This window comes from Hyalangium sp. (genome assembly GCF_045802625.1).
Classification (GTDB): Bacteria; Myxococcota; Myxococcia; order Myxococcales; family Myxococcaceae; genus Hyalangium.
In genome coordinates this window covers 28,317-42,344 of sequence record NZ_JBJMQP010000039.1, presented here as the reverse complement: position 1 = coordinate 42,344, position 14,028 = coordinate 28,317, and the positions used below count along the sequence as shown (strand labels likewise).

At 68.9% G+C, this 14,028-nt stretch carries 8 protein-coding genes; 2 read left to right on the top strand and 6 right to left on the bottom strand.

Annotated elements, in window-relative coordinates; all coding sequences use genetic code 11:
* Nucleotides 1–179: 179 nt before the first annotated feature.
* Nucleotides 180–1,175 carry a hypothetical protein gene (locus tag ACJ8AT_RS06335; protein ID WP_407736709.1) on the top strand — a complete coding sequence of 332 codons (996 nt, stop codon included), beginning with the start codon at nucleotides 180–182 and terminating at the stop codon, nucleotides 1,173–1,175.
* 76 nt (nucleotides 1,176–1,251) lie between these two features.
* Here ACJ8AT_RS06335 and ACJ8AT_RS06330 read toward each other — a convergent pair whose 3' ends face one another.
* The 4 genes from ACJ8AT_RS06330 to fusA all read right to left on the bottom strand — a co-directional run bounded on the left by ACJ8AT_RS06330 (nucleotide 1,252) and on the right by fusA (nucleotide 8,099).
* Complete coding sequence (locus tag ACJ8AT_RS06330) at nucleotides 1,252–2,367, bottom strand: glycosyltransferase family 39 protein (RefSeq protein ID WP_407736708.1); 1,116 nt, start codon at nucleotides 2,365–2,367, stop codon at nucleotides 1,252–1,254.
* 65 nt (nucleotides 2,368–2,432) lie between these two features.
* The gene (locus ACJ8AT_RS06325; protein WP_407736707.1) at nucleotides 2,433–4,364 is read right to left on the bottom strand and encodes an ABC-F family ATP-binding cassette domain-containing protein; all 1,932 of its coding nucleotides are present in this window, start codon (nucleotides 4,362–4,364) and stop codon (nucleotides 2,433–2,435) included.
* A gap of 15 nt (nucleotides 4,365–4,379) precedes the next feature.
* Nucleotides 4,380–5,867 carry a DEAD/DEAH box helicase gene (locus tag ACJ8AT_RS06320; protein WP_407736706.1) on the bottom strand — a complete coding sequence of 496 codons (1,488 nt, stop codon included), beginning with the start codon at nucleotides 5,865–5,867 and terminating at the stop codon, nucleotides 4,380–4,382.
* A 117-nt stretch (nucleotides 5,868–5,984) separates the two neighbouring features.
* Nucleotides 5,985–8,099: an elongation factor G gene (fusA, locus tag ACJ8AT_RS06315; protein WP_407736705.1), complete on the bottom strand. Its 2,115-nt coding sequence runs from the start codon at nucleotides 8,097–8,099 to the stop codon at nucleotides 5,985–5,987.
* Between the two features lie 215 nt (nucleotides 8,100–8,314).
* Between fusA and ACJ8AT_RS06310 the strand changes: the two genes are divergently transcribed.
* Nucleotides 8,315–8,677: a nuclear transport factor 2 family protein gene (locus tag ACJ8AT_RS06310; RefSeq protein ID WP_407736704.1), complete on the top strand. Its 363-nt coding sequence runs from the start codon at nucleotides 8,315–8,317 to the stop codon at nucleotides 8,675–8,677.
* Between the two features lie 10 nt (nucleotides 8,678–8,687).
* On the opposite strand, the gene ACJ8AT_RS06305 is transcribed toward ACJ8AT_RS06310, so the two are convergent.
* Both ACJ8AT_RS06305 and ACJ8AT_RS06300 read right to left on the bottom strand, forming a co-directional pair.
* Nucleotides 8,688–9,683: a cation diffusion facilitator family transporter gene (locus tag ACJ8AT_RS06305; RefSeq protein ID WP_407736703.1), complete on the bottom strand. Its 996-nt coding sequence runs from the start codon at nucleotides 9,681–9,683 to the stop codon at nucleotides 8,688–8,690.
* Nucleotides 9,684–9,811: 128 nt separating this feature from the next.
* Nucleotides 9,812–13,930: a protein kinase domain-containing protein gene (locus ACJ8AT_RS06300; RefSeq protein WP_407736702.1), complete on the bottom strand. Its 4,119-nt coding sequence runs from the start codon at nucleotides 13,928–13,930 to the stop codon at nucleotides 9,812–9,814.
* Between the last annotated feature and the right edge of the window lie 98 nt (nucleotides 13,931–14,028).

Sequence of the window (14,028 nt, the reverse complement as noted above, 5' to 3'; positions counted from 1 at the left end):
TCCCTTCCGTACGAGCCGGAAGGCGGGCAGCGAACAGTCTCACGGTCAACGTTCGCCACTGCACGAGCCTTCCGTTCACGAGCTATCGCGGACGGCGAATCGCTCCGCGGCGAGTTTCATGGATTGCCAGACTGGCGGCACTCTCTCTCTGCAGCCAACTTCTTGCCCCGGGGGGCGCCATGACGCAGTCCATGTGCTGTGAGGAAGGCTTCTGCCGTCGCGAGTGGATCCGAGTCCCGTCATGCCTCGTGGCGGCGCTCTCCTTGTCGCTGCTGGCCACGGTCGTGGCCTGCGGCCCGGTGGCTCCTGAGGCCGGGCTTTCATCCCTCGCCAGCCAGCACCAGGAGCTCGACTCGCCGAATGGCCTGACGCTCAATGGCCTTTCCTACAATGGCTTGTCGGCCAATGGCTTGTCCTACAATGGCTTGTCCTACAACGGGCTGTCGGCCAACGGGCTGTCGGCCAACGGCTTCGCCGCGTGGTTCTCACAGGATCCGGACCAGAGTGAGAAGGTGATGCGGTACCTCGTTCGCTGTGCCGTCCCCGCGGGCGTGGTCCGCACGTACACGGACCCGCAGACGCAGATCACCTACAGCTGGACGGGCGAGCTGGGGCTGGCTCCGGACTGGGCCAGCGGGCAGCCCGCGACGCTCGCGGAGCAGCAGATCGTCTCGGCGTGTCTGGCGGCTCACGTCAACAAGTTCGGCGTGTCCGTCGTCATCTCCGTGCTTGGCCAGGGCGCCACCGGACAGCTCATTCCCTTCTCGGACCAGGAGCTCCACCGGTACTCGCGCAAGGAGGCCTGCTTCTTCGGCAACCTCTTCAATGGAGAGGGAGTCTTCTTTGGCGCGGACAGCCCCCGCTTGCGCGATAACGAGAGCTCTCCGCGCGCGTGCGAACTCTCGAGTGTGGATCCGTCGCAGCGCAACGACTGCGCGCCCCTCACGTACGCGGGCAGGTGCGACAAGCTCTGCGACCGGGTCCACGGCGAGGAGTTCTACGGGGACTGCACGTGGAACGGTGTCACCTACAAGCCCATCACGACTCGGGTCTCCAAGGAGACCATCTACTCGTGCGGTGATGGCATCTGCCAGTTCACCGAGTCGTGCGGCCGGGGGGCCCGCTCCAACAGCTGTGAGAAGGACTGTGGGCGCTGCCCGGATGACCAGGGCTGAGGTGCTCGAAGATGTGCGGCGGATCCCAGCCGAGGATGCGCCCCGTCATCCGGCGAGCGTTGGGTGGGCTCGGGGGTCAGAGCACATGCAGCTGGTGCATGTGCATGTAGAAGAAGATCCCCTGGAACATCGTGAACATGCTCAGCAGCGCCATGCCCAGCATCGGCCGCCGTGCCGCCACCATGCCCCAGCCCAGAAAGCCCGGCCAGCAGGACGAGGAGTAGCGGCCAATCGCCACGAACCCGATGGCCGAGAAGACGGCACAGAGCAGCAGTCCGTACGAGGCTAGCGCCCACGAGGGTCTGTGGCGCACGGTGATCAGCACTCCGATGAGCACCAGCGCCGCGAAGGGAATGGACATGGCGGCAGGCATCAGGCCCGCCTGCTCGGCGGGGGACATCCGCCAGAAGTCGGCGAGGCTCCAGTAGGACATGGGCCCCCAGACATCCCGCGCCGCGTAGAACGCCAGGTAGTCGCCAAACGCCAGCTTCAGGTAGATGCAGTAGCCGAGCAGCCCCAGCCAAGGCACGAACAGCGCCAACCAGGCCGGGCTCTTGAAGAAGCGGCGGGGGTGAGGCCGCTGCTGCACCTGGGCGATGAGCAGCCCCAGGCCCGCCAGCAGCGCCACGTGGCGCGAGAGCGAGCCGATGCCCAGCGCGGCCCCCGCCCGGAAGTGCTGGCCTCGCAGCGCCAGCTCCAGCGCCAGCGCGGAGAACAGCACCATCAACGGTTCGGTGAACCCGGAGGCGTAGAAGAAGGCGAAGGGGTAGGCGGCGAACAGGAGCACGCCCCAGCGCGCGGTCGCTTCATCCACCAGCCGCCGGAACATGCGGAACATGACGACCAAGGCGCCCAGGGTTGCGGCGTTGCAGATGATGAGCAGGCCCCACTGAAAGGGAATCCGAGTGATGAACCAGAGGGCTCGGGTGAGCAGCGGCAGCAGCGGGAAGAAGTTCGTCTCCATCAGCCGGGTGTACCCATCCCGAGCGATGAAGATGTAGTAGCCGCAGTCCCAGCGGCAGAAGGCCTCGAAGGTCGGCACCGCCTGGTAGTACGTGCTCATCGACGCCGGCACGACCATCCGGCGATCCGAGTACAACCCCACCCAGGCCGCGAAGAACAGCACCCCACGGGAGATGAGCCAGACCCAGAATGGGAACGCCAGGGAACGCAGCCCTTGGGGCTCGATCACTGTGGCTTCTGGCGCGTCGAGGGAACTTCCATCCGGCGTTGTCACGCGCGCAGATTACAGAAGTGTCAGGCGCCGCTGACGAGGTTCTGCAGCTCCTGCCAGCGCGCGTACAGGCGGTCCACCTCGTTGGAGGCCGCCTCCAACTCGCGCTGGAGCTCCGGCACCTTGGACGCACTGCTGTAGACGGACGGGTCGGCCAGCTTCGCCTCCAGCTCCGCCTTGCGCGTCTCGGCCGCCTCGATCGCCGCCTCCATCCCCTCCAGCTCGCGCTGGTCCTTGTACGAGAGCTTCCCGGGCTTGCGCGCAGACCTGGGGGCCTCGGCCGGGGGCGGGGCAGGGGACTCCTTCTTCGGCGCGGGCGCGGCGGTGCTCGCGGCCTGGGCCGCCTCCGCCTGATCCTTGAGGCGCCGGTACATGGCGTAGTTGCCCTCGTACCGGACCACGCGGCCTTCCCCCTCGAAGGCCAGGATGGACGTGGCCACCTTGTCCAGGAAGTACCGATCGTGCGTCACCAGCAGCACGCTCCCGGTGAAGCTCAGCAGCAGCCCCTCCAGGATGTTCAGCGTGACGATGTCCAGATCGTTCGTGGGCTCGTCCAGCACCAGCACGTTGGAGCCTTCCAGGAAGAGCCGCGCCAAGAGCAGCCGGTTGCGCTCGCCTCCGGACAGCGCCGCCACCTTCTGGCGCTGCATGGGCACCGGGAACAGCAGATCTTCCAGGTAGTCGCGCAGGGCGATCTTCTTGTCGCCCAGCTCCACCCAGTCCTCGCCGTGCGAGGCGGCCTCGTACACCGTCTGCTCCGGATCCAGCGAGGCCCGGGTCTGATCGTAGTACGCCACCTTCGTGTTCTTGCCGATGACGAGCTTGCCCCCGTCCGGTGGCACCTCGCCCAGCAGCACGCGCAGGAACGTCGTCTTGCCCACGCCGTTGGGGCCCACCAGCCCCACGCGCTCGCCGCGCTGGAGCCGGAAGTCCACGCCCTTCAGCACCCGCCGCTCTCCAAAGGACTTCTGGATGCCCTCCGCCTCGATGACGGTGTGCCCCAGCCGTGGAGCCGCCAGCACCTGCAGCGCCGCCACCTTGGGCCGCTCGAAGCCTCGCTCCGCCATCAGCTTCCGAGCCCGATCGATGCGCGCCTTGCTCTTGGTGCGCCGCGCCTCGGGGCCTCGCCGCAGCCACGCCACTTCCTGGGTGATCCACCGCTCGCGCTTGTGCTGGGCCAGGGCCGCGTTCTCCTGCGCCACCAGCTTCTGCTCCACGTACGCCTCATAGTTGCCAGGGTACGAGACGGCGCCTCCGCCAGGCTGGATCTCCACCATCCGATCCACCAGCCCGTCCAGGAAGTAGCGATCGTGCGTCACCAGCAGCAGCGCGCCAGGGAGCTTGTCCAGCTCCTCCTCGAGCCAGTCCACCGTGTCCGCGTCCAGGTGGTTGGTGGGCTCGTCCAGCAGCAGCAGCTCCGGACGCGTCAGCAGCGCCCGGGCGATCGCCACGCGCTTGCGCAGGCCGCCGGACAGCTGCGCCACCGGCAGGTCCCAGTCCTTCACGCCCAGCCGATCCAACAGGATCTTGGCGTGGTGCTCCGTGTCCCAGCCGCCGAGCTGCTCAATGCGGTCCGACAGCGCGGAGAGCTGCTCCAGGAGCTTCTCGTGCGCCTCGGCGGGAGTGGCCTCCAGCTTGCGGCTCAGCTCCGAGTGCGCCGCGAGCGCCTCCTTCAACGGCCCCTGCGAGACGGACAGCTCCGAGGCCACCGTGGCGCCCTCGGGGAACTCGGGCTCCTGCGGCAGGTAGGTGACGCGGGCGCCGCGGCGCAGCTGCAGCTCTCCCGCGTCCGCCCGAGACACCCCCGCCAGGATCTTCATCAGCGAGGACTTGCCCGAGCCGTTCACGCCGACCAGGCCCACGCGCTCGCCCTCTTCGATGGTGAGGGTGAGCCCCTCGAAGACGGTACGGCTCCCGAAGGCGAGCTGGACGTTGGCGGCGCGGAGCAGGGTCACGGGCCCCTCTTTACCTCAGAGCCACTTCGGGGCGGTGCGCACAGGAGGCGCGGGCGGCCGGGAAGACGCCGAAGCCGGCGCCGGAGCCGCACCCGAGGAGCCCCGTCCCTCGGAGCCCCGGTGCTGCCCCTGCGACTGCCGAGCCCCTCCGCCCTGGCCACCTGCGCGGCCGTGGCCCCGCCGCCGCCGCTGCCCCTCCCCACGAGGACCCTCGGCCTGGGCGCCGTTACCGCGCGACTCGCCGTGCCGCTGTCCGCCACCCGCGTGCCGCTGTCCGCCCTGGCGCCGCTGGCCACCGTGGGAGCGCTGGCCCTCCTGCGCTGGCCGGGCCTGCTCCTCGCCGAGCGCCGTGGGCGACGGTACCGAGGAGCCGGAGCGGAACGGATGATCCGCCACCACCGGCACGTGGCGCCGGATGGTGCGCTCGATGTCCTTCAGGTACGCCCGCTCCTCGCCGTCGCAGAAGGACAGGGCGGTGCCCGCCGCGCCCGCGCGCCCCGTGCGGCCGATGCGGTGCACGTAGGACTCGGGGATGTTGGGCAGATCGAAGTTGATGACGTGGGTGATGCCCTCGATGTCGATGCCGCGGGCGGCGATGTCCGTCGCCACGAGCACCCGGCAGCTCCCATCCTTGAAGGAGTCCAGCGCCCGCTCGCGGGCGTTCTGGCTCTTGTTGCCGTGGATGGCCTCGGCGGTGATGCGCGCCGCCATGAGCTGCTTCGTCACCCGGTTGGCGCCGTGCTTGGTGCGCGTGAACACCAGCGCCCGGCGGATGGCCGTGTCGCCCAGCAGGTGCACCAGCAGGTGCCGCTTCTGCTCCCGCTCCACGAAGTACAGCCGCTGATCCACCTTCTCGGCCGTGGTGGACTGCGGCACCACCTCGACGCGAGCCGGATCCTTCAGCAGGCTCTTGGAGAGCGCCTGGATCTCCGGCGGCATCGTCGCGGAGAAGAACAGCGTCTGCCGCTTCTGGGGCAGCTGGGCGATGACGCGCTTCACGTCATGGATGAAGCCCATGTCCAGCATGCGGTCCGCCTCGTCCAGCACGAACACCTCGAGCGCCTTGTACGAGACGAGCCCCTGGCTCATCAGATCCAACAAGCGCCCGGGCGTCGCCACCAGCACGTCCACGCCGCGGCGCAGCGCCTGCTCCTGCGCGTTCTGCCCCACGCCCCCGAAGATCACCGCCCACGACAGCTTGGTGTGGCGGCCGTAGGCCTGGAAGCTCTCGGCGATCTGGCTGGCCAGCTCGCGGGTGGGGGTGAGGATGAGCGCGCGGATGGGGCGGCCCTGCGCGGGGGAGCGGCTGGTGGAGAGCCGCTGGAGGATGGGCAGCGCGAACGCCGCCGTCTTGCCCGTGCCCGTCTGCGCGCACCCCAGCACGTCCCGGCCCTCGAGCGCGGGCGGAATGGCCTGCAGCTGGATGGGGGTGGGGGTGGTGTAGCCCTCTTCCTTCACCGCGCGCAGCAACGGCTCGGACAACTTCAGATCTTCGAACGTCATGTTTTCCTGTCGCGGGTGGCAGGCACCCGCACAGGCGGAGCCGGAAAAACGGAGAGGGCGCCTCCACCCGCGAGGCGCCCTCCCGCGACTGCTTGGATGATGCGTAAGGCCCGCGGACTACTTGCGCGCGGCCTGCTCGGCGGCCAGCTTCTCGCGGTAGGCCGCCATCAGCGCCTCGGCCTCGTTCTTCGGCACGGGCGAGTACTTCGCGAACTCCATGGTGAACTCACCCTTGCCCTGAGTGGCCGAGCGCAGGTCCGTGGAGTAGCCGAACATGGTGTTCAGCGGCACCTCGGCCACGGCCACCAGGTAGCCCTCGCGGTTCTCGGTGCTGAGGATGGTGCCACGGCGCTGGTTGAGCTGACCCACCACCGAGCCCTGGAAGTCCTCCGGGGCCTGCACTTCCACCTTCATCACCGGCTCGAGGATGATCGGCTTGGCCGCGGCGTAGCCCTCACGGAAGCCCATGATGGCCGCGGTCTTGAACGCCATTTCGCTCGAGTCCACCGCGTGGAACGCGCCGTCGTTGATGACCACGCGCACGCCCACCACGGGGAAGCCAATCAGGTTGCCCTTCTTGATGGCCTCCTGGAAGCCCTTGTCGCACGCGGGGATGAACTCGCGGGGGATGGAGCCGCCGACGATGTCATCCACGAACTCGTACTGCTGCACGGCGTCAGCCGGCAGGGGCTCGAGGTAGCCGCACACGCGCGCGAACTGGCCGGAGCCACCGGTCTGCTTCTTGTGCGTGTAGGCGAACTCGCCCTTCTGGCTGATCGTCTCGCGGTAGGCCACCTGCGGCTTGCCGGCGATGACTTCGCAGTTGTACTCGCGCCGCATGCGCTCGATGTAGATCTCCAGGTGCAGCTCGCCCATGCCGCTGATGATCGTCTGGGCGCTCTCCTCGTCGCGGTGCACGCGGAAGGTGGGATCCTCCTTGGTGAACCGGTTGAGGGCCTTGGAGAAGTTGGCCGTGCTGGTGCGCTCCTTGGGAGACACGGCGAGGGAGATCACCGCGTCCGGCACGTGCATGGACGTCATCGTGTACTGCACGCCGCCGTCGGTGAACGTGTCGCCGGAGGCGCACTCCACGCCGAACAGGGCGATGATGTCACCGGCCTGTCCCTCGGTGATGTCGTTCATCTCGTTGGAGTGCATGCGCACGATACGAGGAACCTTGACCTTCTTCTGGTTCGACTGGTTGATGATGAAGTCACCCTTGGTCACGCGCCCCTGGTAGACGCGCATGTAGGTGAGCTGGCCGTAGCGGCCGTCCTCCAGCTTGAACGCAAGGCCGACGAAGGGCTTGGCCGGGTCGGACTCGAGGATGACCTGGGCCTCGTTGTTCTTCTGGTCCAGGGCGATGTTCGTGGCTTCCTTCGGGTTGGGAAGGTAGCTGGTCACCCCGTTCAGCAGCAGCTGCACGCCCTTGTTCTTGTAGGCCGAGCCGCACATGACCGGCGTCATCTTCAGGGCGATGGTCGCCCGGCGGACGGCGGCGCGGATCTGCTCCTCGGTGATGGCCGAGTCCGAGAGGAACAGCTCGCCGAGCTGGTCATCCACCTCGGCCACGCCCTCGATCATCTCCTGGCGGCGCGTCTTGGCCTCCGCGAGCATGTCCGCGGGGATGGCCTCCTCGCGGATGATCTCACCGTTCTCACCATCGAAGTAGTACGCCTTCATGCTGAGCAGATCGATCAGGCCCTGGAAGCGGTCCTCGGCGCCGATGGGGAACTGGAGCTTCACCGGGTGGTGGTGGAGCTTCTCCTTCAGCTGGGCGGCCACGCGGTCATAGTTGGCGCCGGCGCGGTCCATCTTGTTGACGAACGCGATGCGCGGAACCTTGTAGCGCTTCATCTGCCGGTCCACGGTGATGGACTGGGACTGAACGCCGGACACCGAGCAGAGCACCAGGATGGCGCCATCGAGCACGCGCAGCGCGCGCTCCACCTCGATGGTGAAGTCCACGTGTCCCGGGGTGTCGATCAGGTTGATGTTGTAGTCGCCCCACATGGCGTAGGTGGCGGCGGACTGGATGGTAATGCCCTTCTCGCGCTCGAGATCCATCGAGTCCATCTTCGCGCCGACGCCGTCCTTGCCACGGACCTCGTGGATCTCGTGGATGCGGCCCGTGTAATAGAGGATGCGCTCGGAGAGAGTCGTCTTGCCCGAGTCGATGTGGGCGGAGATGCCGATGTTGCGAATCTTTTCGATGGGTACGTTGGAGGCCACGATCCGGTCCTTCTTCTCTTGAAAAACGCCTGGGGGAACAGGGCAGGCGGGGCCTCTACTTCCCACAGGTTGAACTTTCCAGCCAAATCCGCATTGCTGATGGGAACTTACGTGCTCCCACCCCCGCCTACTGATTGGGCCGATACCTTTATATAGGGGAAGCCAGGCGGCTGCAGAAAAGGGGCCCCGCCGTGCATTTTCCGAGGACTTCAACCATGGGCGCGAACGAAAACTTCTCTCTGGCCCGAGCCTGGCTGCACGCTTTCAACGCCCATGACGTGGACGCCCTGGTGGCGCTCTATGCCGAGGACTGCACGCACACCTCGCCGAAGATCCGGGTGCTGCACCCGGAGACGGGCGGCAAGCTGGTGGGCAAGCGGGCGCTGGAGAAGTGGTGGAGGGAGGCGATCGCCCGGCTGCCCGGCCTGCGCTACGAGGAGACGGCGCTGACGGCGGACGGGGAGCGCGTCTTCATGGAGTACGTGCGCCACGCGCCCAACGAGCCGCCCCTGCCGGTGGCCGAGGTGCTGGAGGTGAAGGGCGGCCAGATCGTCGCCTCGCGCGTGTACCACGGCTGAGCCGAGGGCCTCAGGGCTGCCCCACGGGCTGGTCGCGCGAGTTCCCTTGGTGCGAGCCGAGCGGCCGCCCTCCTTCCTCCACGGGGGCCTTGTCGTCATGCGCCCCATCCCGGAGCTCCAGGTAGAGGTGGGCCACCTCCGGGTGCTCCTGCTTCACCTCGTCCTGGAGGCGAGCCACGGCGTGGGCGATCTCCTCGGCCTTCAGGTCCGGGCGGAACTCCACGCCCATGGCGATGAGCACCGTCTTGGGGCCCATGTGCATGGTGCGCGCCTCCCAGACGCGCTCCACCTCGGGGTGGCGCTCGGTCAGCTGGGTGACGTGCTGGATCAGCTCCGGTTCGGCCGCCTCGCCCACCAGCAGCTTGCGGTTCTCGTTGCCCACCAGCAGCGCCATGGTGCAGAGCAGACAGCCGATGAGGATGGAGCCCACCGCGTCCAGCTGGGGCAGCTTCAGCAGGTGCGAGAGGCAGACGGCGGCTCCGGCGATCACCAGGCCCACCATCTCCGCGCCGTCCTCCATGACGACCATGAACTTGGAGGGATCCCGGGCGCGCTCGAAGGACTTCCAGAAGCCCTCGCCCTTTTTATGGTCCTTGCGGAACTCCTTCAGGGCGACGACGAACGAGTAGCCGGCCAGCACCATGGCCACGGAGATGACGATATAGGTCCACTTCGGGTCCTCGAGCTCCCCCGGGTGGACGAGGTGCACGATGCCCTCGACGATCGCCGCGCAGCCGCTGACGGCGAACATCGCGAAGGACACGGTGGTGGTCCAGAAGAAGAGCTCCTTGCCGTGCCCGAAGGGGTGCTGCTCATCCGGCGGCAGCTCGCCGCGCTTCTGCCCGAGCCTCAGGAGCAGGCTGTTGCCCGTGTCGACCACCGAGTGCAGCCCCTCGGCGATGAGCGATGAGCTGTGCGCCAGCACGCCGACCAGGAGCTTGCAGAAGGCGATGGCACCGTTCGCCAGGGCTCCGATCACGACGACCTTCTTGCTGTCTCCGGCCATGGGCTCCTCGTTCCGTCGGGTTCGCGGCGCCAGGACAGGGGGCTGGCTGCCTCGATGGAGGATGGGAACGGAGTGAAGAGGATGCCGGGCTCGGAGGGACGCTGGCTCTCCGAGCGAGCGCAGGAGGGTCAAATCACCTTGAGGGCAGGCTCAGGGGCGAGGCGGAGCTCGGTCCGCAGCGCTTGCGCCACCTGGAGATCCGGCAGCTCCAGGCGCGCGCCGAACCGGCCGCAGTACCGCGTCAGCAAGCGCTCTGCTCGCTCCTGCTGGCCTTGGTCCCGGAGCTGTCGGGCCAGGCGGGTCGCCGCGCGAAGCTCCGCGAGCCGGTGGTGCTGGCGCCGGGCGATGACGAGCGCTCGCACGAGGTAACGCCGGGCCTCGTCCTCCTCGCCGAGCTGGCGCAGCAGCTCCCCATGGACGCGCGCCAGCTCCGCGTCCTCCAGGCGCACGCCTGTCTTCCGCGCCCATTGCCCAGCCTCGCGCACGGCCTGCAATCCTTCCTCGGTCCTTCCCCGGCGAAGGTGGAACTCGGCGACGTAGAGGAGGGCCGCGGCCAGGTGGGTCCACCAGCCCGCGCGCTTCCAGAGCTCGATGACGTGTTGCGCCAGGCCGTAGCCTTCATCGCCCCGCCCCTGCTCCATGAGCGCCCAGCCTCGGGTGAACAGGGCCACCAGCAGCCAGGAGTCCAAGTGGTGTTCGCGGCAGAGGGAGATGCCCTCGTCCGCCCGCTCCAGGGCGCAGGCAGGCTCTCTCAGGTTCAGGCAGCTCAGGGCTGTATAGGTGTGCGCGAAGGCGCGTGTCCGGGGATCGCCGAGCTGCCGCGCCAGGTGCAAGGCTCGCCGGGCCTCCCACCGGGCCTCGGTGGGCCGGCCCAGGAGCGCGTGGATGCCCGAGGCGATGACCAGGGAGCCCACCGTGGGATCCACCCCGTACTCCAGGAGCAGGGACGGGCGCTGCTCGGGGCTGAAGCGCGCGCGCGCCACCGCCCGCTCGATCTGCTCCGCGGCGGCGGCCAGCTTCCCACGCATGAGCAGCGAGGGCGCCAGCATCCGGTGTCCCTCCACGAGGAGCGCGGCATCCTTCGTGCGCCGGCCCTGGGAGATGATGGCCTCGGCCAGCCGCTGCAGCGGCTCGAAGTCGGTTCGCCCGAAGTAGTAGGAGGAGATCCCCCAGGTGAGCAGCCCCAGCCGGAAGGTTCCCTCCAGGCCGGTGAGCAGCAGCAGGTCCGCGGCGCGTGCGTAGGCCCGCTCGACCTCGGGGGAGCGGAAGCCCTGGGTCCGCATCAGCGAGAGCCCCATCATGAGCTGGATCAACAGCTCCTGCCGGTTGCGTCCCGCCTCCTCCGGCAGCTCGCGCAGCAGCTTCAGCGCCTGGGAGAAGTGGCCCACCGCCTCCGCGTCCGCCGAGCGCTTCTCGGCCAGCTCTCCGGCTCGAATCCACCAGCGCACGGCGGGCCCGGGGGCCCCCGCCTGGGTGTAATGGTGGGCGAGCACCTCCGGCCGCTCCTCGGCCATCTCGGGGAAGTGCTCCGTCAGCACCTGGGCGATGCGCGCGTGGTGCTGCCGCCGCAGGCTCCGCGTGAGCGAGAGGTAGGCGGCCTCCTGGAAGAGCACGTGCCGGAACTGGTAGCCGGGCGCGGTGGCTCCCCCCAGTGGCTGGAGCATTCCGGACTCGAGCAGCCCCGCCAGCTCCGGCTCCAGCGCGCCGTCCTCCTGCGTCCAGAGATAGGCGAGCAGGGCGGCGCTGAAGTCTCGCCCCACCACGGCGCAGCGCTGCGCCAGCGTGCGTTGCCGGACGGGCAGCGTATCCAGCCGCGCCAGCAGCAGCTCGTGCAGGGTGATGGGGATGGAGGGACGCTCCTGCGCCGGGCTGGAGCCGGAGGAGCGCGCGAGCACCATTCGCGCCATCTCCTCCACGAAGAGGGGCACTCCGTCCGTTCTCTTCACCAGATCCGCGAGGGCCTCATCGGACAGTGGCTGTCCATGGGCGACTTGCTTCACCAGCGTGGCGGTCAGATCGGCCGGCAGGCGTTCGAGCACCAGCCGGTGCAGGGCGGTCCGCTGCGGCCAGGGCGGCTGGAAGTCGGGGCGGGCGCTCAGCACGAGGAGCAACCGCTTCCCCTCGAGCCGCTGGAGCAGCAGCCCGAGCAGCGCCACCGTGGAGGGATCGGCCCAGTGCACATCCTCCAGGATGACGAGGAGCGGACGCTCGCCAGAGGCCTTCCGCGCGAGTGCCAGCAGCGCCACGCAGAGCTGCTCCCGCCAGGCCTGCTGCTGCGCGGGCTCCAGGCGTGGGAGCAGCAGATTGCCCGGGGCGGAGGGGGAGATCAGCATCGCGAGCTGTCTCGCATGCTCCGGCTCCAGGCCGAGCGCGTTCAGGCGCTCACGCAGCGTGGCCTCGGAGGCCTCCGGGCCGAGGCGGAGCAGGGAGCGCATCAGCTCGATGAGCGGGTGGAAGGCGCTGTTGCGGAGCTGGGGCCAGCACTGGCTCCGGGCCAGCACCGCCGTCTCCGTCGAGATCCGCCCGCTTAGCTCCTGGATGAGGCGGGACTTGCCCAGGCCGGCCTCGCCGACGAGCAGCACGCAGGAGCCCTGTCCTCGCGCGGCCTGCTCCCAGTGCTGGGTGAGGGTTCGCAGCTCCTGCTCGCGCCCCACCAGCGGCGTGAGCCCACCGGCATACAGCACCCGGGCGAACCGCAGGGGAACCCGTCGAGGGTGCAGCACGCGATGGACCTCCACGCGAGGCCCGCTCGCCACTCCCTCCAAGGCGCGTGAGCCCAGCTCCTGGGCCTTGAAGGAGCCGCGCACCAGCGTCCACGTGGTGCCGCTGAGGAGCACCGCGCCAGGCTTCGCCAGCCGGGCGAGCCCTGTGGCCACCGAGGGAGCCTCGCCCTGGATGGCCCACACTCCGCCGGGGTTCGAGTCCGAGAACCTCCGGTCCACCACCACCGAGCCCGTGTGGACACCCACCCTCACCGAGAGCCGCGAGCGGGGAAGGTGGGGCAGGGCTTGCTGGAGGGCCTCGGGCAAGGTCTCGGCGAGGCGCAGTCCGGTGTGCACCGCCTGCTCCGAGTCGTCCTCGTGGGCCCGTGGGTAGCCGAAGCACGCGAGCCCCTGATTGCCCAGGCAGGAGGCGACGGATCCTCCGTGCGAGGCGATGGCCTGGGAGAAGAGCTGATGGAAGGCCGCCTGGAGCTCTCCAGCGTCCTCCGCATCGAGCTCCTCCGAGGCGCCATCCCATCCTCCGAGCTGACAGGCGACCAGGGTGAGCGGCCGGCGTTGAGGCGCGGAGGTGGGCTTCGAGGGCTCCGGCCCCAGCTGCTCCAGGAGCTGAGACACCCGCTGGTGGAACTCCACGGCCGTGGGGAAGCGCGCCTCGGGGGCCTTGGCCAGCGCCTTGGTCAGCAGCACCTCCACGCCCTCGGGCAGATTCGGGAGGCGCTCGAGCACCCAGGGCACGGGCTCTGGGGCCATCACCTTCTCGCGGAACTCCTCCGCCGAGTCCGCCTGGTAGAGGGGCTCTCCCGTGAGCATCTCGCGCAGCAGCACGCCCACGGCCCAGACATCCGTCCGCGCATCCTGCGGGGCTCCCTGCCACTGCTCCGGAGCCATGTACGAGGGCGTGCCCGCCGTGGGCAGTGGGGGCACGCCCGAGCCGGTGGCCGTGCTGAAGTGCGCCAGCCCGAAGTCCAGCAGCTTCGCCCGGCCCTCGCGGGTGAGGAAGATGTTGCGCGGTTTGAGATCTCGGTGGATGACGTGCCGAGCGTGGGCATGGGCCAGCCCCGCGGTGATGCCCTCCAAAAGCTCCAGCGCCCGGCGCACGTCCAGCCGCCCGCGCCGCAGCAGCGAGGCCAGGGTCTCGCCCTCCAGGTACTCCATCACCAGGAACGGGACGCGTGGCTCCCAGGGTGGGCTGTCCCACTCTGCGACATCGAAGATGCGGACGATGTGCTCGTGATCGAGCTGCGCCACGGCCCGTGCCTCCTGGCGGAGCAGCGAGCTCATCAGCTTCCCGGGCAGCCGGCCTCGGGGCAGGAGGAACTTGAGGGCCACGGTGCGCTGCAGCGCTTCGTCCCATGCTCGGAAGACGCAGCCCATGGCGCCGCCGCCCAGCTTCTCGAGGATCTCGAAGCGGTCTCCCCCCGGGCCGCCCAGCCGTGTGCCTGGCTCGGGCAGCCTCAGCGGCGAGGGAGGATCGGCGACGGCCTGGAGCAGCGAGTCATCGAAGTCCTGCTCACTCGTGCCCAAGGACTCGAGCTCATTTCGCGGGGTGGGTTCTCCGTGCATGGCAGGCTCTGGCGGGCTTCTGGGTGAGGATGCGCGCGCCGTGGCATGAACTCGTCCGC